The sequence below is a fragment of the Methylocystis sp. S23 genome, assembly GCF_054106005.1.
On record NZ_CM134185.1, the window covers coordinates 3223985 to 3243092 of the forward strand.

General features: G+C 66.6%; 22 protein-coding genes. 15 read left to right on the forward strand and 7 right to left on the reverse strand.

Annotated elements, in window-relative coordinates; genetic code table 11:
* The first annotated feature begins 70 nt into the window (after positions 1–70).
* Positions 71–637 (forward strand): Uma2 family endonuclease, encoded by a 567-nt coding sequence (locus ACV7JP_RS15790; protein WP_457796603.1) that lies wholly within the window; start codon positions 71–73, stop codon positions 635–637.
* 3 nt (positions 638–640) lie between these two features.
* On the opposite strand, the gene ACV7JP_RS15795 is transcribed toward ACV7JP_RS15790, so the two are convergent.
* A complete protein-coding gene (locus tag ACV7JP_RS15795; RefSeq protein ID WP_457796604.1) occupies positions 641–3199 on the reverse strand; it encodes an ABC transporter permease in 2559 nt (852 codons plus the stop codon).
* Complete coding sequence (locus tag ACV7JP_RS15800; protein WP_457796605.1) at positions 3199–3876, reverse strand: ABC transporter ATP-binding protein; 678 nt, start codon at positions 3874–3876, stop codon at positions 3199–3201. Before ACV7JP_RS15800 ends, ACV7JP_RS15795 begins: the two co-directional genes overlap by 1 nt.
* 97 nt (positions 3877–3973) lie before the next feature.
* Between ACV7JP_RS15800 and ACV7JP_RS15805 the strand changes: the two genes are divergently transcribed.
* The 3 genes from ACV7JP_RS15805 to ACV7JP_RS15815 all read left to right on the forward strand — a co-directional run bounded on the left by ACV7JP_RS15805 (position 3974) and on the right by ACV7JP_RS15815 (position 5612).
* Complete coding sequence (locus ACV7JP_RS15805) at positions 3974–4591, forward strand: arylesterase (RefSeq protein WP_457796606.1); 618 nt, start codon at positions 3974–3976, stop codon at positions 4589–4591.
* 36 nt (positions 4592–4627) lie between these two features.
* Entirely contained in the window at positions 4628–5197 is a 570-nt protein-coding gene (gene thpR, locus ACV7JP_RS15810) for an RNA 2',3'-cyclic phosphodiesterase (RefSeq protein ID WP_457796607.1), read from the forward strand.
* 148 nt (positions 5198–5345) lie between these two features.
* Complete coding sequence (locus tag ACV7JP_RS15815; protein ID WP_457796608.1) at positions 5346–5612, forward strand: hypothetical protein; 267 nt, start codon at positions 5346–5348, stop codon at positions 5610–5612.
* A gap of 181 nt (positions 5613–5793) precedes the next feature.
* On the opposite strand, the gene ACV7JP_RS15820 is transcribed toward ACV7JP_RS15815, so the two are convergent.
* The 4 genes from ACV7JP_RS15820 to ftsE form a co-directional block, all read right to left on the reverse strand.
* Complete coding sequence (locus tag ACV7JP_RS15820) at positions 5794–6618, reverse strand: lysophospholipid acyltransferase family protein (protein ID WP_457796609.1); 825 nt, start codon at positions 6616–6618, stop codon at positions 5794–5796.
* Positions 6619–6683: 65 nt separating this feature from the next.
* Positions 6684–7370: a YdcF family protein gene (locus tag ACV7JP_RS15825; protein WP_457796610.1), complete on the reverse strand. Its 687-nt coding sequence runs from the start codon at positions 7368–7370 to the stop codon at positions 6684–6686.
* A 201-nt stretch (positions 7371–7571) separates the two neighbouring features.
* On the reverse strand, positions 7572–8552 hold the full coding sequence (locus ACV7JP_RS15830; protein WP_457796611.1) for a cell division protein FtsX: 981 nt from the start codon (positions 8550–8552) through the stop codon (positions 7572–7574).
* 5 nt (positions 8553–8557) lie between these two features.
* Complete coding sequence (gene ftsE / locus ACV7JP_RS15835; RefSeq protein WP_457796612.1) at positions 8558–9220, reverse strand: cell division ATP-binding protein FtsE; 663 nt, start codon at positions 9218–9220, stop codon at positions 8558–8560.
* Positions 9221–9353: 133 nt separating this feature from the next.
* On the opposite strand from ftsE, the gene ACV7JP_RS15840 reads away from it, so the two are divergent.
* Positions 9354–9980: a hypothetical protein gene (locus ACV7JP_RS15840; RefSeq protein ID WP_457796613.1), complete on the forward strand. Its 627-nt coding sequence runs from the start codon at positions 9354–9356 to the stop codon at positions 9978–9980.
* A gap of 78 nt (positions 9981–10058) precedes the next feature.
* A complete protein-coding gene (locus tag ACV7JP_RS15845) occupies positions 10059–10703 on the forward strand; it encodes a ceramidase domain-containing protein (RefSeq protein ID WP_457796614.1) in 645 nt (214 codons plus the stop codon).
* Between the two features lie 3 nt (positions 10704–10706).
* Here ACV7JP_RS15845 and ACV7JP_RS15850 read toward each other — a convergent pair whose 3' ends face one another.
* Positions 10707–11312 carry a CPBP family intramembrane glutamic endopeptidase gene (locus ACV7JP_RS15850; RefSeq protein ID WP_457796615.1) on the reverse strand — a complete coding sequence of 202 codons (606 nt, stop codon included), beginning with the start codon at positions 11310–11312 and terminating at the stop codon, positions 10707–10709.
* Positions 11313–11329: 17 nt separating this feature from the next.
* Between ACV7JP_RS15850 and ACV7JP_RS15855 the strand changes: the two genes are divergently transcribed.
* From ACV7JP_RS15855 to tgt, 9 genes are all read left to right on the forward strand, one after another.
* Positions 11330–12334 (forward strand): hypothetical protein, encoded by a 1005-nt coding sequence (locus ACV7JP_RS15855; RefSeq protein WP_457796616.1) that lies wholly within the window; start codon positions 11330–11332, stop codon positions 12332–12334.
* Between the two features lie 8 nt (positions 12335–12342).
* Positions 12343–13020, forward strand: coding sequence for a TetR/AcrR family transcriptional regulator (locus ACV7JP_RS15860; protein ID WP_457796617.1), 678 nt, complete (start codon positions 12343–12345; stop codon positions 13018–13020).
* A gap of 9 nt (positions 13021–13029) precedes the next feature.
* The gene (gene pyrC / locus ACV7JP_RS15865; protein ID WP_457796618.1) at positions 13030–14334 is read left to right on the forward strand and encodes a dihydroorotase; all 1305 of its coding nucleotides are present in this window, start codon (positions 13030–13032) and stop codon (positions 14332–14334) included.
* Positions 14331–14828, forward strand: a complete 498-nt coding sequence (gene coaD, locus ACV7JP_RS15870) for a pantetheine-phosphate adenylyltransferase (protein ID WP_457796619.1) — start codon at positions 14331–14333, stop codon at positions 14826–14828. Before pyrC ends, coaD begins: the two co-directional genes overlap by 4 nt.
* Before the next feature lie 27 nt (positions 14829–14855).
* On the forward strand, positions 14856–15410 hold the full coding sequence (locus ACV7JP_RS15875; protein WP_457796620.1) for a peptidylprolyl isomerase: 555 nt from the start codon (positions 14856–14858) through the stop codon (positions 15408–15410).
* A 150-nt stretch (positions 15411–15560) separates the two neighbouring features.
* Positions 15561–16019: a peptidylprolyl isomerase gene (locus tag ACV7JP_RS15880; protein ID WP_457796621.1), complete on the forward strand. Its 459-nt coding sequence runs from the start codon at positions 15561–15563 to the stop codon at positions 16017–16019.
* Positions 16020–16154: 135 nt separating this feature from the next.
* On the forward strand, positions 16155–17285 hold the full coding sequence (gene queA / locus ACV7JP_RS15885; protein ID WP_457796622.1) for a tRNA preQ1(34) S-adenosylmethionine ribosyltransferase-isomerase QueA: 1131 nt from the start codon (positions 16155–16157) through the stop codon (positions 17283–17285).
* Positions 17282–17626, forward strand: coding sequence for a hypothetical protein (locus tag ACV7JP_RS15890; RefSeq protein WP_457796623.1), 345 nt, complete (start codon positions 17282–17284; stop codon positions 17624–17626). Before queA ends, ACV7JP_RS15890 begins: the two co-directional genes overlap by 4 nt.
* 317 nt (positions 17627–17943) lie before the next feature.
* The gene (gene tgt, locus ACV7JP_RS15895) at positions 17944–19077 is read left to right on the forward strand and encodes a tRNA guanosine(34) transglycosylase Tgt (RefSeq protein ID WP_457796624.1); all 1134 of its coding nucleotides are present in this window, start codon (positions 17944–17946) and stop codon (positions 19075–19077) included.
* Positions 19078–19108 lie beyond the last annotated feature (31 nt).

A 19108-nucleotide genomic window follows, 5' to 3' on the forward strand; every position in this document is an offset into this window, starting at 1 on the left:
CAGTTCTCGCCCTCACGCTGACCTCGCGACGGAACGGCTCATGTGCTAGGCTTCCAAAGAGGAGCCGCCCATGCCGTCCGCCACGACCAAAGCCGCCGAAGGATATGGCCGCCGCGCCTTCACGGTCGATGAAATCGTCGCCATGCAGGACGCCGGCATCATTTCAGAAGACGAGAATTTCGAGTTGATCGAAGGGGAAATCGTCCCCATGGGGCCGAAATATTCCGCGCATGAGCGCATAAAATCCAAGATGCTCATGGCGCTTGCCCGCGCTTGCCCGCCATCGCTCATCGTCGGCGTCGAGACGTCGATTTTCCTTTCAGGAAATACGATCGTCGAGCCGGATATCTCGATTTATCCCGAATATTTGCGCTCTCAGGAGGTTCGGGGCCCAAATGTTCTGCTCGCCATCGAGGTCGCCGCGTCGAGCCTCGTTTACGATCTCGATCTAAAGGCGAAGCTCTACGCCCGACATGGCGTGCGAGAATATTGGGTCGTCGACGCGAACGAGCGCGTCGCGTTCATTCATCTTAGCCCGGGCGCGACGGGCTGGGCGAGCGTGGCGCGCAAGCGGCCGGAAGAGGTTCTCGCCTGCGCGGCGGTTCCGGAATTCAAATTCCGCCTCGCCGACGCCTGAACCTCAAAGCTCCCGCAGCTCCGGCCCCGGGCGCCGCGACAGCGCGCGCCATGTGCCCGCGAGACCCAGTCCGATCGTCACGAGCAGCGTCGCGGCCGTCGTCGCCGCGACGACGCTCGCCGGAAAGACAAAATCGATCTTCATCACCAGCGTGACCATGGCATAGGCCGCGCCCGCGCCCGCCGCGAGCGCGATGAGCGAGGCGACGAGCCCCACAAGGCCGAATTCCAGCCCATAGGCCGTCGCGAGCCAGCCGCGCGTGGCGCCGAGCGTCTTCAGCACCACGGCGTCGTGGAGCCGCGCGCGCTGGCCGCTCGCCACGGCGCTGGCGAGGGCGAGGATGGCGGTGACGATGGCGAGGCCCGCCGCCGCGCGGGCGGCGAGGGCGAGTTGTCCGGCGATCTTGTCGACGGCCGCGAGAGCCTCCTTCACGCGCACGGAGACGATCATCGGAAAGCGCTTCGCCGTTTCGCGCGCGAGCTTCGCATCCAGGGCGTCGCGGGCGTCGGCGCTCGGCGCGCCATAGGCGACGGTGAAGAGCTCCGTGTATGGCGCGCCCTGGAAGGCGTTGGGCGAGAACACCATGATGAAATTGATGGCGTAGCTGCGCCAATCCACCTTGCGCAGGCTGGCGACCTTCGCGGTCACCTCGCGGCCGAGCACATTGACCTTGACGTCGTCGCCGACGGAAACGCCGATGCCCTCCGCAACCTTCTGTTCGAGCGAGACGAGGGGCGGGCCGGCATAATCGGCGGGCCACCATTCGCCCTCGGCCAGCTCGGAATTCGCGGGCAGGGCGGATGAAAACGTCACGCCGCGATCGCCCTCGAACGCCCACTTCTGGTCGTCGGCGATGGCGATCCGGCCGACCGGAACGCCCTTCACCTCGATCATCCTGCCGCGCATCATCGGCACATGCTCGATCTTCGCGCTGGGGATCTGTTCCGCCAGAAAGGCGCCGAAGGCCTGCGCCTGCGATTTCGGCGCGTCGATGAAGAAGAAGTTCGGGATCTCGCCCGCATCGGCGCGCGCAAGCTCGTTGTGAACGGAGCCCTCGACGAGCGCGAGGGCGGTGAGCAGGGTCTGGGTGAGGCCGATGGAAACGACGAGGGCCGGGGTGAGGCTTTTCGGGCGCCAGATATTGGCGAGCGCCAATCGCAGCCTCGCGTCGCGCGGGCGCGGAAGGGCGCGGGCCGCTCGCATGGCGAGCCAGGCGGCGCCACGCAAGGCGGCGAAGGCGACGATCGCGGCGCCGACATAGGCCGCGCCGAGCTTGAGGTCCGGAGAGGAGAGCATCACAAGCGCCGCGAGCGCGAGGCTCGCCGCCCCGGCGCCGGCGCGGTAGCGGGTGAGCTTGACGTTGCGCGCATCGTCGCGCAGCAGCGCCGCGACCGGAACCTCATGCGCGCGGCCGAGCGGGACGAGCGCGAAGATGAGCGTCACCAGCAATCCATAGAGCGCGCCCAAAAAGGCGCCGCGCGCGTCGAGCGCGGCGGAGACCGGCAGTTCCGCGACCTCGCGCAGGACGCCCGCCGCCGCCCAGGGGATGAGCGCCCCGACGGCGAGGCCGAGGAGGATGGCGAAGGACGCCGCCGCCATCACCTGCGCGAGCGCGATGGCGAAGACGCGCGAGCCCGTCGCGCCCAAGGCCTTCAGCACGGCGAACTGCATGCGCTTGCGCTCCACGAAGCCCTGCACGGCGTTGGCGACGCCGGCGCCGCCCGCGACCAACGCCGTCAACGCCACGAGGGTCAGCAATTGCGTGAAGCGCTCGAGATTGCGCGAAAACTGCGGAGAGACGGCGTCGCGCGTGCGCGCCTCCCAGCCCGCCTGCGGAAAGGCGTCGTCCGCCGCCTTCACGAAGGCCTTCACATCCTCGTCGGCGCCGTCTTCACGGAGCGTGACGCGCGCGGCGTTGCGAATGACCGTGCCGGGGGTCACGAGTCCCGAGGCTTTGAGCGTCGCGCGCGTCATCATCACGCGCGGGCCGAAGCCGACGCCGCCCGCGAGCTTGTCGGGCTCGCTCATGAGCCTCGCGCGCAATTGCACGCGCGCATTGCCGATCAGCAGCGTGTCGCCGAGCTTCACGTCGAGCCGCGCAAGTAGAATCGGATCGACGGCGACGCCGGCGACGCCGTCCTTCTCCGCCAGCGCGTCGGCCAGCGGCAAGGCGGGATCGAGCGCGACGGCGCCGAAGGCCGGATAGCTCGTCGGATCGACGGCCTTGATCTCGACCATCGCCGCCTCGCCGTCGTCGCGCCGCGCCATGGCGCGCATGAGCGAAATCTCGGAGAGGCGGCCGCGCGCCTCGAAGAAAGCGCGCTGCTCGGACGAGAGCTCGCGCGCAACGAGGCTGAAGGAGGCGTCGCCGCCGAGGATTGTCCGCCCCTCGCGGGCGAGTCCCTCCGCGAGCGATCGCGACAAGCCCGAGACGCCGGAGATCGCCGCGACGCCAATGACGATGCAGGCGATGAAAATGCCGAAGCCGCGCGGGTCTCCCAGGAGATCGCGCAGGGCGAAACGCAGGCCGAAAGGCAGTCGGTTAAAGCGGGAAGCGGCCATCAGGCGTCGTCCGCCTCGATCCGCCCCGAACGTAGCCGCACCCGCCGGCCACAGCGCGCCGCTAGGCCGGGATCGTGCGTGACCAGCACCAGCGTCGCGCCCCGGCGCTTCTGCTGAGCGAAGATGAGGTCGATGACCGAGGCGCCGGTCTCCGAGTCGAGATTGCCGGTCGGCTCGTCCGCCGCGAGGATCAGCGGATCGGGCGCGAGCGCGCGGGCGAGCGCCACGCGCTGCTGCTCGCCGCCGGAGAGCTGGGCCGGATAATGGGAGAGGCGCTGGCCGAGGCCTACCGCCTCCAGCTCCGCCGCCGCTATGTCGAATGCCTCTGACTTTCCCGCGAGTTCGAGCGGAACGGCGACGTTCTCCAGCGCCGTCATGGTCGGAATCAACTGGAAAGACTGAAAGACAACGCCTATCTTCTCGCCACGGAACCGCGCCAGCGCGTCTTCCGAGAGCGCGCCGAGATCGCTTCCGTCGATCTTGACGGAGCCGGAATCCGGCCGCTCCAGTCCGGCGAGGGTCATGAGCAGCGTCGATTTGCCCGAGCCGGAGGGACCCAGGAGACTGACCGTCTCGCCAAGGGCTATGCTCAAGCTGACGCCCTTGAGGACATGGACCCGCGCCGCGCCTTCGCCCAGCGTGAGATCGACGTCCGCGAGTTCGATGACCGGTTGCACGGAGAAGCTTTCCTTGAACGACGCGCCGCATCAGACGCTTGTGACTTTGCCGTTATATCGCCTGTTCGGGCGTTGGCTTCAAATCCTGGCGGTTTCCATGGCCCTCTTTTCCGGCGGCGCCGAGGCGGCGGCGCAAAAGCGCATTCTCGCCTTTGGCGACAGCCTCACGGCAGGGCCCGGGCTCGCGGCGGAGGACACGCTGCCGGTCCAGCTTCAGAAGCTCTTAAAGGCGAGGGGGCATGACGTCGAGGTGATCAACGCCGGCGTCTCGGGCGACACGACCGCCATGGGGCTGGACCGGCTCGACTATGCGCTGGGGGCCGGCCCCGTGGACGCCGCGATTTTGGAGCTTGGGGCGAATGACATGCTCAACGGGATGTCGCCGAAGGACGCCCGCGCCAATCTCGCGAAGATGATCGAAACTTTTCAGTCGAAAGGGGTCGATGTCGTGCTCGCGGCCATGGTCTCCAGCAATAATTGGGGGCAAGCTTACCGCGAGGAATTCGATTCGATCTATCCCGCCCTCGCCACCAGATATGGAGTGACGATGGTCCCCTTCTTCATGGAAGGCGTCTGGGGCGACCCCAAGCTCCTGATCGGAGACGGCGTGCATCCCAACGCCGCGGGCGTGCAGAAGATCGCGAAGAAAATCGCTCCCTATGTGGAAAAGGTTCTCGCGCCCCCGGGCGCGACGAAGGAGTCGCGCTCGCAATAGCGTGGGCGCGCGTCGGTGGCGAAAGAGGAGGAGCAAATGCCTAGACTGTTCACGGCCCTGGAAGTTCCTCCCCATATAGCCGAGAGCCTCTCGCGGCTGCGCGGCGGCGTTTCCGGCGCGCGCTGGATCGACGTCGAGAATTACCACATCACCCTGCGGTTTCTGGGCGATGTCGACGACGCCTTCGCGCGCGACGCCGCCAATGCGCTCGCCTATATCGAGCGGCCGGAACTGGAGGTGAGGATCGACCAGCTCGCCTCCTTCGGCGGCGACAAGCCGCGCGCCATCGTCGCGCGCGTGCGGCCCGATCAGCCGCTCATGGAAATGCAGGCGGAGCAGGAGCGGCTGATGCGCCGTCTCGGCGCGCCGCCCGAGCCGCGCAAATTTGCTCCCCATGTGACGCTGGCGCGGCTGCGCGGCTCGAATTCGGCTTCCGTCGCCGCCTATCTCGGCGCGCGCGGCTATTTCCCGCCGCTGTGCTTCACGGCGGAGCGCTTCGTGCTCTACTCGTCTCGAGATTCCGTTGGCGGCGGGCCGTATATCGTGGAAGCGGAGTATCCGCTCCACGAGACGCGACGGGCGCTGACAGGAGCGGCGGGGATGTAGCCTTGCGCGAAATGGATATTGCGCGGGCGAAGCAAGCGGGCAACAATAGATCTTATTGTCTTGGTAAAGCGAGGCTGCTGAGTTGAGCGACGAACCGGAAAGCTTGGTCTTGCGAATTTTGAATGATATGCGCGCAGAAATGGCGAGCATGCGTGCGGTTATGGCGACAAAGGACGATCTTGCCGAGCTTCGCGCGGAGTTTCGCTCGGAGATGCATTCCCTCCGCGCCGACGTCGCCTCTGACCTCGCCACCCTCGACGCCAAGGTCGACCGCACGCGCAAGGATTTGAGCGACCAGATCGTCGGCCTTCGCCGCGCCGTCGTGGAATATCACACGACGGTCGTCGGCCATGGCGTGCTGATCAGCGAGATGGAAGGCCGCCTGCGCCGCGTCGAGCAGCATCTCAAGCTTTAGCTGGAGGCGCATTAACCCGGTCTCTCATACGGTTTCCGCCTGATTGCTTCGCGACAATGCTTGCACACCGTCATTACGAGGAGCGAAGCGACGAAGCAATCCAGGGGCGTCATCACGGCTCCGGATTGCTTCGCTCCGCTCGCAATGACGGCGCACGAGAATGAATCAAACGGAATCGGTGTCAGGCCTTCTCCGCTCCCGCCCGCGCGGCCTTCTCCGCCGCCTTTTCCCTGTCCTTCGCGATGGCCTTCTCGCGGTTCTCGGCGACGACCGCCGCGAGGCTCGGATCTTTCGCCACGGCCTCGGCGATCAGCCGGTCGGAGGCGGTCTCGATTTCCGTCTGAAGCCTGTCGAAAAATTCCCGCGTCGGCAGGCCCGGCGGAATGACGGGGAGAAACTCCATCACGATGGCGCCGGGACGGATCAGGAAGGAGCGGCGCGGCCAGAAGAGGCCGGCGTTCAGGGCGACGGGCAGCACAGGCGCGTTGGACGCCGCATAGAGATGGGCGACGCCGATCTTATAGGCGGGCGGCGCGCCGGCGGGGCGGCGCGTGCCCTCCGGGAAGATGAAGAGCTGGCGGCCCTGCTCGAAAATCTTCTTGGATTTTTCGATGAGCTGCGGGAGCAGCTTGCCGCCCTTGGCGCGGTCGATGCCAATCTGCTCGGCGGCCTTCAGATACCAGCCGAAGAAGGGTATCCAGACGAGCTCGTGTTTCAAAATATAGCTGAAATCCGGAAATTTCGTCGGTAGGACGAAAGTGTCCCAGATCGACTGATGCTTGGACGCCACGATCACGGCGCCCCGAGGGATGTTCTCCAGGCCCCGGAACTCGACCTTGGTCCCGCAAATCTTGTCCAGGAGCCAGAGCGAGATGCGGCCCCATGTGCGCCCCAGCTCCTGCGAGACCTGGCGGCGCATGAACAATCCGGGCAGCCAGACGATCTGCAGCGCGACCATCGAGGCGAAGAACAGGATTTGGAAAAGGAGCGAACGCAGGAAGATCATGGGCGGCGTTTCTCTGGCAGGTTGCGCGGCCTTTTACGCCAGCCGCGCCGGCCTTAACAAGGCGCTCATTGCGAGGCCGTCTCGCTCGCCCGAAGCTGGGCGAGATCGAGGCCGCTCTCGTTCTGACGGAAGGCGATGCGCGTGAGCGCGCCGAGATATTTCAGATATTCCCCGCCGACGAGCCGGATGACGTTGAGATCGCTCGCCCATCCCGCGACGTTGACATGCTCGCTGACGACGGGGAAGGGGTAGAGCCTCACCTCCGGCAGCTCCGCGGAAAGCTCCGCAAGCGCGCGCGGCATGTGGTAGTTGGACGTGACGACGATCAGCGAGCGCGTGATGTTGTGGACCTGCGCCCATTCGCGCGTCTCGCGGGCGTTGCCGATCGTATCGAGCGCCTGGTAGCCGAGATCGACGCAGCAATTGAAGAGGTCGCGGGGCAGGGGAAGAAGCCTGGCGAGCTCGGAACTGCGCGTCGCCCGGTTGACCCCGGTGATGAGCATGCGCTTTCCCTGCCCATGGGCGAACAGGCCGGCGGCCTCGAGCACACGATCCGATCCGCCGGTGAAGACGACGACTCCCTCGGCCTTGACGGTCAAGCGCGGCTCGACGCGCGCGAGCGACAAGGCGAACCAGACATAGCCGGCGGCGAACAGGAAGAGGGCGCCGCCGAGAAAGGCGATCGCCACCCGCGCGGCCGCGCGCCCGATGCCGCTCTCCCCCGCGCCGCCGCGGCGCGCCGTCGACCTCACCTCGCCGCTCCTCCAAGCCTTAGGCCACGCTGCAATGGGCGGAATCGCCACTCGCAGAAAAGGTAATCGATTCCAAAGTTTAGAGCACGCGCCTCGCGAAAGGCCCGTTCTTGCTTTGCCGCGCGCTCCGGCGTTCCCCGCGCGAGCGCGCGGTTTCTCGACAGATATATGGTCATAAGGCGGCGGTCTGGGCGAGGGCGATCATCCGAGCTGCTTCAGATGGCGGAAGACGATCGCCTGGGAGAGATAGCCCGTAAGCAGCGCGATCCCGCCGGCGAGCAGGAGGATGACGACGAAGCCTTCCGGCCCGATCGAGAAATCGCCGAACATCGCCTCCATCTGCTCGCCGCCCGCCGTCGCGCGCCAGTTTCGCGTGAGCATCCGCGCCAGGAACAGAAAGCCGATCGCGCCGCCGCCGCCGATCAGCGCGCCGCGCAGGCCGAGCGCCAGGAAGCGCCGCTGGAACTCCCGCGCGATGAAGGTGTCGGCCGCGCCGACGATATGCAGAACCTCGACGATCTCGCGATTGGTGGCGACCGCCGCGCGGGTGGCGGAGGCCACCGCAATGCCCATGGCCCCGACGATGAGGATGAAGATCATGGCGGACACCGCGACCACCGCCCGCGCCATGTCGCCGAGCCGCTCGAGGAAGATGCGGTGATCGTCGAGCACGGCGTTGGGCGCCGCGCCCGCCAGCTCCTCCCGCAAGGCGGAGAGGTCCGGGCGGCGCCTGGGGTCGAGCTTCACGACGATCATGCGGGGCGTCGGAAGCTCGGAGAGGTCCAGCCCCTGGCCGAGCCAGGGCGCCAGAAGCGCCTCGGACTCGGCCCGGCTATAGATCTGCGCCTCGCGAACCCCCGCGGTCGCTCGCAGGATTTCGGCGGCCTTCCTGAGATCCGCCTCCATGTCGCGCCCCGGCGCGGGCCGGAGCTGCACGCTCGCCTCGCTCGAGGCCTCGGCGCGCCATTCGACGCTGGCCTGGGCGACGAGCAGCGCCGCGCCGGCGGCGAGCGCGGCGAGAAAGGTCATGATCGCGATGACGATGACGAGCGAGCGGCCGGCGACCGAATCCGTGGGCACGAGGGCCGAGGGCGAAGCGGGCGCATCCTCCTCGCCGGGCGCCGGCGGCTGGCGGATGGCTTTGACGCGCGCAAGGAGCGCGCCGGCGAAGGGCGGCGACATCTTTCTCACTCGAAGACGTGTAGGCGGCTATCCGCCAGCACGAGTCGCCGCGCGGCTTCGTACTGGTCCATCAGGCTCAGATCATGCGTCGCGATCACCACCGCCGTCCCCGATTTGTGCAATTCCACAAAGAGCCGCAAGATACGGCGCGCGAGAGTCGGATCGACATTTCCCGTGGGTTCGTCCGCGAGCAGAAGCTTGGGCTGGGAGATGAGCGCGCGGGCGATGGAGGCGCGCTGCTTCTCGCCGCCGGAAAGAACGGTCGGCAGAGCGTGCTTGCGCTCGCCCAGGCCCACCCATTTCAGAAGCTCGACGACCTCCGAGCGATAGCTCGCCTCCTCGCGGCCGAGCACGCGCAGCGGCAGGGCGACGTTCTCGTAGAGCGTGAGATGATCGAGCAGGCGGAAATCCTGGAACACGACGCCGAACTGGCGGCGCGTCTCGGTGATCTCGTCCTTGTCCAGCGTCGCCGAGTCGCGGCCGAAAATATTGATCAGCCCGCGCGTGGGTTTGAGCGCCATGATGATGAGGCGCATAAGCGTGGTCTTGCCGGCCCCGGAAGGGCCGGTGAGGAACTGGAAGGAGCCCGGCGCGATGTCGAAGGTGACGTCGCGGAGCGTCTCCGGCCCCACGCCGTAGCGCAGGCCGACATTCTCGAAGCTCAACACTGGTCTCTCGCTTTCGCCGCGCGCCCTCGGGAATCGGCGGCGGAAGCATACCAGTTCACCCGTCCTTAACCATAATCCCCGCTTAATTGAATCATGCTCGCGACGTCGCGCGGCGCATAAGCGGGAGCTTGAAATGAGCGTTGCTCACGACAGGGAGTTCGACCGGCTGGCGGCTCCGCGGGAGATCGCCGCCGAGGCGTCGAGCGACGCGCCGCGCGCGCCGAGCTATGACGAGCTATGGGGCCGCCCCGCGCGTCCCGTCGCGCGCGCGCTGCCCGAACAAAAGCGCGACCGCTGGCCGGTCTTTGCGACAATCGTCGCCATCATCATCGGCGCGACGGCGCTTATCGCCATGCGCGAGCGCATCGTCCGTATTTTTCCGCCGCTCTCGACCGCCTATCGGGCGGTCGGCATGCCGGTGAATCTCGCCGGGCTCGAACTGCGCGGCGTGCGTTCGCGCATCGTGATGGACGGTCCGCGCCGGGTGCTCGTGACCGAAGGCGAGATCGTCAATATCCGCCGCGAAGCGAATCGCGTTCCGTCGATAACGCTCGCCGTGCGGGGCGCCAACGGCCTCGACCGCTATGCCTGGAGCGCGCCGACGCCGAAATCGCGGCTCGAGGCGGGAGAGAAGGTCGCCTTCCGCGCGCGGCTCGCCTCGCCGCCGGAAGACGGCGCCGACGTGCTGGTGCGCTTCGCCAAGCTCGAGGAGACGAAGGCGCCGCCGCCGCCCTCGTTAAAGTCGCTCGCCGGGAAGTGATCGCGCCGGGGCGGCGTTGATTGTGACAGCCGCATCCGCGACAGATGCGCCATCCCGAAGCGAGGCGGCGCATTTCCCATGAACTGGCGAGAACCGGTCATCGACTATTGCGAGCGGCTCGATGGCGGCTTCTGGGCCGAGCCGCTCAACGCCGTGAGCAACGCCGCCTTTCTGATCGCGGCCGCCGCCGCCTTTGCGCTTTTGCGCCGTCAGGAAAGGAGCGACGCGCCGGCGGCGGCGCTCGTCGCCGTCACCGCGGCCGTGGGCGTCGGGAGCTTCGTCTTTCATACGATTGCGACGCGCGGCGCCATGCTGCTCGACGTGATCCCGATCGCCGTCTTCATCTATGGCTATTTCCTGCTGGCCCTGCGCCGATTCTTCAAATTGGCGCTGCTTCCCGCCGTGGCGGCGACGATCGCTTTCGGGATCGCGAGCGCGCTTGTCGACGCGCATGTGGAGGGCCTGAACGGCTCGGTTTCCTATCTGCCGGCGCTCGCGGCGCTGGTCGCTTTCGCGGCCTTGCTGCGGGGCGGGAATCCGGGCGCCGCCAAAGGGCTCGCGGCGGCGGCGGCGACCTTTCTCGTTTCGCTGATCTTCCGCACCATCGACCGCGACATTTGCGCGGCCCTGCCGGCGGGAACGCATTTCCTGTGGCATCTTTTGAACGCCTGCGTGCTCTGGCTGCTGCTGCGCACGGCGATCGTCGCGGCGCCAGCGGATTAGAGATCAGGCGATTCCGAGCCAGAAAGCGAAAGTCCCGACCGCCGCATGCGATGCGGCGACCGGCCAGACGTTTCGCGTCGCCTGATAGGCGGCGGCCCAGACGAGGCCGACGAAGAATGTGTTCCAAAGCAAGAGCGCGTCGCCATAAGCGACGTGCATCAGCGAGAAGGTCGCGGCCGAGAACAGCATGTAGTTCACGCCGCTCATTTGGAGCTTGTCGCTGATGAGCTTGGGGATGGAGCGGCAGACGAGCTCCTGGCAGGGGCTCGACACCAGCACGTAGAAGGGGGCGAATTTCATCCAGTCGGGCTGCTCGCGGCCGGCGGAGAAGAACTGCGCCTCCAGATAGACGGCGGCGCCGACGCCGAGCGTGACGAGGGCGCAGACAACCCAGTGCCGCGCCACCCAGGGCTCGCGCAGGCCGAGCTCGGCCGAGGTATAGCCCGCAACCACGCACAGGCCGACGCATAGGGCGGAGACGATCAGCAGCGCTTCGAATCGCATGTCGAAAGGAATGACCCCGCAGCGGATCGCCACCCCCGGCGTCAGCAGCAGCAGGGCGAAGCCGATGAGCGGCGATATGTCACGAAGCCGATGCGTTATCGTCATGACAACGTAATATACATGTGCGTGGCGCCCTTCCAAGATGGTTTGCGGCGATCAGGCGGCCGGGCGAACAACCATCTCGGGCGTCGAGCGGCTTCCGTCACTCGGGCTTTTGCCCATTTTTTCCGCGTCATTGCGAGCGGAGCGAAGCAATCCAGAGCCGCGAGCGCCCACTGGATTGCTTCGCTCCGCTCGCAACGACGGCGGAGAAGCCTTGTTGCGGCCTTGCCCGGCGCGACGTCGGCAGGCTGAACCTCCTCCTCCTCCTCGGAACGGTTCCCCCCCCCGGCGGAAGAGGGTCGGCGGCTCGCCATATTTCTGCTTCAAACGATCGTATGAAATTCAGTCGTTCGTTTGAAATCGAGCGCTCGTTTGAAATCGAGGTTGCCGCCATGACGGTCGAGATCGACAAAAAAATCAGTTCGCGCAGCATTCCCGTCGACGCGCGCGTTTCGGCGCATCGCGTCATTCGGGCCAAGTCGCATTCGATTCTCATGAACGCGGCCGCCTGCTTCGTCGCGACCGCGCTCGGATCGCTGGTTCCACAGGCGCCGGACCTTTTCGACTTCGCGGCGAACAAGCCCGTTGCCGCCAATGTGGATCCGGAAAGCGGCAAGTTCACCGATCGCGTGCTGGTCGGCGGGCTGCAGCCGATCGCCTGGGAGGAGGACGCGGCGGTCGCGCCGGCCCCGGCCTTCACCACGATGCCGATCCTTCCCGGAAGCGCCGAGGCGCCGGCCCCCGCCTCGCCGCGTCCGAGGGCGGAGGTCGCGCCGGCGAAGCCATCGAAAGAACCGGCGCCGAAAAGGACAGAGCGCGCGCCCGAGCCCAGGAGCGCCGAGGCGACCCGGTCGCCGTCGCCGGCCGCGAGCGAAACGGTCCCCGAGTCGAAGCTCGAAGAGCCGGGCGTCCTCGCCTCATTGACGCCTTCGGTCGTCTCCGCCAAGCTCGCGCAAAAGGTCTGGAGCGGGGCGCGGTCGGTCGGGAGCGCCGTGAGCGGCGGGCTGAACTGGCTCGGCTATTGAGGGCTTGCTTGTTGGAGACGCGGGAGAAGGCGCGCGGAGTCTCGCGCGCTTCGGAAGCGACGCGGGCGGCGCTGATCAAGGCGGCGGTGTCCGTTTTTTCCGAGCACGGCTTCGAGGGCGGCTCGGTGCGGCTCATCACGCGGCGCGCCGAGGCCAATCAGGCGGCGATCAATTATCATTTCGGCGGCAAGGAGGGCTTGTACCGCGCCGTGCTCGAAGCCGCCGCCGACGCGCTGGAGAAGGAGAGCTTTCTCGACGCCGAGGAGCTCGACCGCCTCCCGCCGGAAGACGCGCTGCGCCTCTATCTGCGGCAATTCCTGTCGCCGCTCGTGAAGCGCGACCGGGTGAGTCAATATTTGCGGCTCTACACCTGGGAGAGCGTGCGGCCGAGCGCGGTGTTCAAGAGCTTCGTCGAGGCCCGGCCGCCCCGGATTTTCAGACTGGCCGAGAGAGTTGTGCGCCGCTTCCTGCCGGACGACGCGCTGCGTGAAGAAATCGCCATCCACACGCTCTGGCTCGCGCAGCAACCGATCTTTTTCGTGCGAAAGGCCGAACTGCTGGCCTTGTCTCCGTTCGGGATGGTTTTCGACGCGGCGGGCGTGGAGCGTCTTGTAGAGGCGCTCACGCAACTGAGCTTGGCGGGATTGACGGGAGGCGGCATTTCCAACCCCCGCAAAATGCCCTAATCAGGCGCCATGTCGCCTCAACGCCCCGCGCCGCTTCTTTTCGTCAACGCCCGCCTGATCGACCCGGCCAACGGGACGGAGACGCGCGGCGGGCTTTTCGTCTCCGACGGGCGCATTGCGGATCTCGGGCCGGGGATCACAGGCGACTCCGCCCCCGGCGGCGCCCGGATCATCGATTGCGGCGGCGACGTTCTCGCGCCCGGCCTCATCGACATGCAGGCCTTTGTCGGCGAGCCCGGCGCCGAGCATCGCGAGACCATCGCCAGCGCCACCCTGTCGGCGGCCGCCGGCGGCGTCACCACGCTCGTCGCCACGACCTCCACCTTCCCGGCGGTGGACGACCCCGCCGTGGTCGATTTCGTGCTGCGCCGCGCGCGAGACACGGGGCGCGTGCGCGTGCTGCCCATGGCGGCGCTGACCAAGGCGCGCGAGGGCAAGGAGATCGCCGAGCTGGGACTTCTTCAGCAAGCCGGCGCCGTCGCCTTTTTCGATGGGGCGCGCTCGGTGCGGAACGCGCTCGTCATGCGGCGCGCCATGACCTACGCGCGCGATTTCGGCGCGCTCGTCGTGCATTTCACCCAGGATCCCGACCTTGCCGGCGGCGTGATGAACGAGGGCGATTTCGCGCTGCGCCTTGGCCTTGCCGGCGTGCCGCGCGAGGCGGAAGCGGTCATGCTCGATCGCGACCTGCGTCTCGCGGCGCTGACCGGCGCGCGCTATCACGCGGCGATCGTCACCGCGACGCTGTCGCTGGATGCGTTACGTAAAGCGAAGGAATCCGGCCTCGCCGTCACCTGCGGCACGACGATCAACCATCTTACGCTGAACGAAAACGACATTGGCGACTACCGCACCTTCCTGAAGCTGCGCCCGCCTTTGCGCCATGAGGACGAGCGCAAGCGGCTCGTCGCGGCGCTCGCCGAGGGGCTCATCGACGTCATCGTCTCGGACCATGATCCGCAGGACGTCGAGACCAAGCGCCTGCCTTTCGCGGAGGCCGAATTCGGCGCCATCGGCGTCGAGACCATGCTCGCCGCCGGCCTGCGGCTCGTGCATTCGGGCGACGTCGCGCTGCCGAGGCTCCTCGCCGCCATGTCCTCCCGCCCGGCGGAGATCCTCGGGCTGGAGCAGGGACGCCTGCAAAAAGGCGCGCCGGCCGATCTCATCCGCCTCGACCCCGACGAACCCTTCGTCGTCGATCCCGAGAAGCTGCATTCCCGCTGCCGCAACACGCCCTTCGACGGGGCGTTGCTGCAGGGCGTCGTGAAGACGACCGTGGTCGCGGGCAAGATCGCGCACGAGCTTTCGCCATGAGCCGGACCGCGCTCTATTCCGGCACGTTCGACCCGCTGACCAACGGCCATCTGGACGTCATCCGCCAGGGCGTCGCGCTGTTCGACAGCGTGGTCGTCGCGATCGGCGTGCACCCGGGGAAGGCGCCGTGGCTCACTTTCGAGGAGCGCGCCGAGGCGGTCCGCGCGGTTGCGGACGAGGAGGGTTTCGCGGCGCGGGTCGGGGTCGTCAGCTTCGACGGGCTCGTGGTCGAGGCCGCGAAAGAGCAGGGGGCCTGCGCCATTCTGCGCGGATTGCGCGACGGCTCCGATTTCGACTATGAAATGCAGATGGCGGGGATGAACGGGACGCTCGCGCCCGGCATTCGCACGGTTTTCCTGCCGGCCTCGCCAGGGCTCCGCCATATCAGCGGCACGCTCGTGCGTCAGATCGCGGCGCTTGGCGGCGACGTGTCGGCCTTCGCGCCGGCCGCCTCCGTCGAGGCCCTTAAACGCGCCATTGCAAGGCGCGGCTAAAACCACGGCCTGAAGGGAGGCTTTTCAATGAAAATCACCCGCCGCCTGCTGCTTGCCGCCGCGGCCTTCTCCGTCTCGCTCGGCTCGGCTTCCGTCGTCCGCGCGGAGGACGAGCTCCTCTATCTCGACACCAAGGACGGGCGCGTCACGATCAAGCTGCGCGCCGATCTCGCGCCCAAGCATGTCGAGCGCATCAAGCGCCTCGCCAAGGAGCATTTCTACGACAATATCGTGTTTCATCGCGTGATCGACGGCTTCATGGCCCAGGCGGGCGATCCGGAGGGGACGGGCATGGGCAGCTCGCGCTATCCCGACCTCAAGGCCGAATTCAGCGATCTGCCCTTCAAGCGCGGCACGGTCGCCATGGCGCGCCAGCCGGGCGACAAGGATTCCGCCAATTCGCAATTCTTCATCTGCTTCGCCGATGCGCCGCAGCTCCAGGGCAAATATACGATCTGGGGCGAGGTCGTCTCCGGCATGGACGTCGTCGACAAGATCAAGAAGGGCGACAAGTCCAATAACGGCATGGTCGAGGGGCCGGACAAGATCGTCAAGATGCGCGTCGCGGGCGACGAGAGCTGAAACCGTACGTAGGCTCGTCATTGCGAGCGAAGCGAAGCAATCGGGAGCCGCGACGAGGCCCCTGGATTGCTTCGTCGCATTTCTCGAAGTCGGGTATACCCGACTTCGCCATATGCTCCTCGCAATGACGGCATAAACACAGGAGTCCATATGACAGACACCGCCGACACCATGACGCTGGAGACCACCAAGGGTCCGGTCGTCATCAAGTTCCGCCCCGATCTCGCGCCCAAGCATGTCGCGCGCATCAAGCAGCTCGTCTCCGAGGGCTTTTACGACGGCATCGTCTTTCACCGCGTGATCGAGGGCTTCATGGCGCAGACCGGCTGCCCGCGCGGCACCGGCACGGGCGGCTCCAGCTATCCGAATCTCGAGGCCGAGTTCAACACGGCGCCGCATGTGCGGGGCACATGCTCCATGGCCCGCGCCTCGCATCCCGACACGGCCAATTCGCAATTCTTCATCTGCTTCGGAGACGCCCGCTTTCTCGACCGTCAATATACGGTCTGGGGCGAGGTGATCTCCGGCATGGAGAATGTCGACCAGATCAAGCGCGGCGAGCCTGTGAAGGATCCCGACAAGATCGTCAAGGCCACGCTGGGCGGCTGACTCGGTTCCCTCTCCCCGCATGCGGGGAGAGGGTTAGGGTGAGGGGCAGAGCCGCTTTTGGCGCTCTCGGTCTGGCCTCGCCCCTCACCCCAGCCCTCTCCCCATTGCATGGGGAGAGGGGGCAAACGCACTTTCATGCGCGTCGACCTCTTCGACTTCGATCTTCCGCCCGACCGTATCGCGCTTCGTCCCACGGAGCCACGCGACGGCGCGCGCATGCTCATCGTTCCGCCGACCGGCGCCTTCGAGGACCGGATCGTGCGCGACCTGCCGTCATATCTGCGCGCGGGCGACGCGCTCGTCGTCAACGACACGCGAGTCATTCACGCCCGGCTTTCCGGCAAGCGCCTTCGCGGCGAATTGAGCGCGGGCGTCGAGGCGACGCTGATCGAGCGGCTCGACGACTCCCGCTGGCGCGCGCTCATGCGGCCGGCGAAAAAATTGGCTGTGGACGATGAAATCCGCTTCACCCGTCATTGCGAGCGCAGCGAAGCAATCCAGAGCCACAGCACGGCCTCTGGATTGCTTCGCTGCGCTCGCAATGACGATGTTGAACTCATCGCCCATGTCGACGCCAAGGGCGAGGAAGGCGAGATCACGCTGCGCTTCAACCTCTCCGGCGCCGCGCTCGACGAGGCGATCGAGGCCGCGGGCGAGATGCCGCTGCCGCCCTATATCGCCGGCAAGCGTCCCGCCGACGTCAGGGACGAGGCCGATTACCAGACTGTCTTCGCGCGAGAGGCCGGCGCCGTCGCCGCGCCGACGGCGGGGCTGCATTTCACGCCCGAGCTTCTCGACGCGCTTCGAGCGAAGGGCGTGACGCTCCACCGCGTGACGCTCCATGTCGGCGCCGGCACTTTCCTGCCAGTGAAGGCGGAGGATACGGACGCGCACAAGATGCACGCGGAATTCGCGCGCATCGACGCCGCGACCGCGCAGGCGCTGAACGACGCGCGAGCGAAAGGCGGCCGCATCGTCGCCGTCGGCACCACGGCGCTACGCACGCTGGAGAGCGCCGCGACGCCGGACGGGCGCCTCGCCCCTTACGCGGCGCGGACAAACATCTTCATCACGCCGGGCTATAAATTCCGCGCGACGGATATGCTCGTCACCAATTTCCATCTGCCGAAATCGACGCTCTTCATGCTCGTCTCCGCCTTTTGCGGCCTGGACCGCATGAAGCAGGCCTATGCTCACGCCATCGAAAGCGGCTATCGCTTCTACTCCTATGGCGACGCAAGCCTGCTGCATCGCGCCGGCCTATGAGCGCGGCGCGCGATTGTCGCCTGATCGCGCTGTGGCGGGACGATCCGACCGAAGCGCGGATGACCGTCGATCTGCGGATCGAGGGCGCGCGGCTCGCCTCGACCTGGGACGTCTTCGGCGCCGTCGATCTTGACGGCGCGCATCCGCGCCCCTTCATTCTGCGCCGTGACGGCCGTATCGATTTCGGCGCGGGCGCCGACCATTGGCGGACGGATTTACGCGAGGCGGAACTCAAGGTGAACGCGTCTTTCACCGTCTGGTTCAACGAGACGGACAGCGGACAGTATAAGATCGTCAAGATTGCCGAACTTGGCGCCAAGTCGTCTTCTGACAACAAATGAGGGGCGCCGGGTCCAATCCCTCTCCCCGCAAGCGGGAAGAGGGCAGGGTGAGGGGCGAAGCCGCCACGAGAAAGTAAGACGCTTGGGCTTTCTCCGCAAATCGCCAGCATTCGCGTTACGGCTTTGCCCCTCACCCCAACCCTCTCCCCGCAAGCGGGAAGAGGGCAGGGTGAGGGGCGAAGCCGCCACGAGAAAGTAAGACGCTTGGGCTTTCTCCGCAAATCGCCAGCATTCGCGTTACGGCTTTGCCCCTCACCCCAACCCTCTCCCCGCTTTCGCGGGGAGAGGGCGCGCGCCCGAATGACTAAGGAACGCAGATGAGTCAGGACTTCTCCTTCGCCGTCCACGCCACGGACGGCGCCGCGCGCAAAGGCGAGATTTTTACGCCGCGCGGAACCATCCGCACGCCCGCCTTCATGCCGGTCGGAACGGCCGCGACGGTGAAGGCCATGTTTCCGCAGGACGTGCGGGCGACGGGCGCGGACATTCTGCTCGGCAATGTCTACCACCTGATGCTGCGTCCCGGCGCCGAGCGCGTCGCAAAGCTCGGCGGATTGCATGAATTCATGCGCTGGCCCTATCCGATCCTCACGGATTCGGGCGGCTTTCAGGTGATGTCGCTCGCCAAGCTCAGGAAGCTCGATGAGAGCGGCGTCACCTTCCAGTCTCATATCGACGGCTCGCGCCATCATCTCTCGCCCGAGCGCTCCATGGAAATCCAGCATCTGCTGGGCTCGGACATTCAGATGCAGTTCGACGAATGCGTGCGCCTGCCATGTTCGGACGAAGAGGCCGAGCGCGCCATGCGGCTGTCGCTGCGTTGGGCCGAACGCTCGCGCAAGGCGTTTCGCGAACAGAAGGGCAGGGCGGTCTTCGGCATCGTGCAGGGCGGCGCCAGCAAGGCGCTGCGCGTCGAGAGCGCCCGCGCGCTCGCGCAGATGGATTTCCACGGCCTCGCGGTCGGCGGCCTCGCGGTCGGCGAGCCGCAGGCAGTGATGCTGGAGATGCTGGAGACGACCGTCCCGCATCTGCCGATGGGAAAGCCCCGCTATCTCATGGGCGTCGGGACGCCAGACGACATTGTGCAGGCGGTCGCGCGCGGCGTCGACATGTTCGACTGCGTCATGCCGACCCGCGCCGGGCGCCACGGCCTCGCTTATACGCGGTTCGGAAAAATCAACATCAAGAACTCCCGCCATGCGGAAGACGCGGCGCCGCTCGATCCCGAGTCGAGCTGCCCGGCGGCGCGCGACTATTCCCGCGCCTATCTGCACCATCTCGTAAAAGCGGGGGAAATCCTCGGAATGATGCTGCTGACCCAGGCCAATGTCGCTTATTATCAGGAATTGATGGCCGGTTTGCGGAACGCCGTCGCGGAAAGCCGCCTTACGGATTTCATCGCGGAAACCCGCGCCGGATGGCAGGCCGGCGAGCAGGCGGACAGGGTATGAGACGCGTCGAATTGTGTTTTACGGAATACAT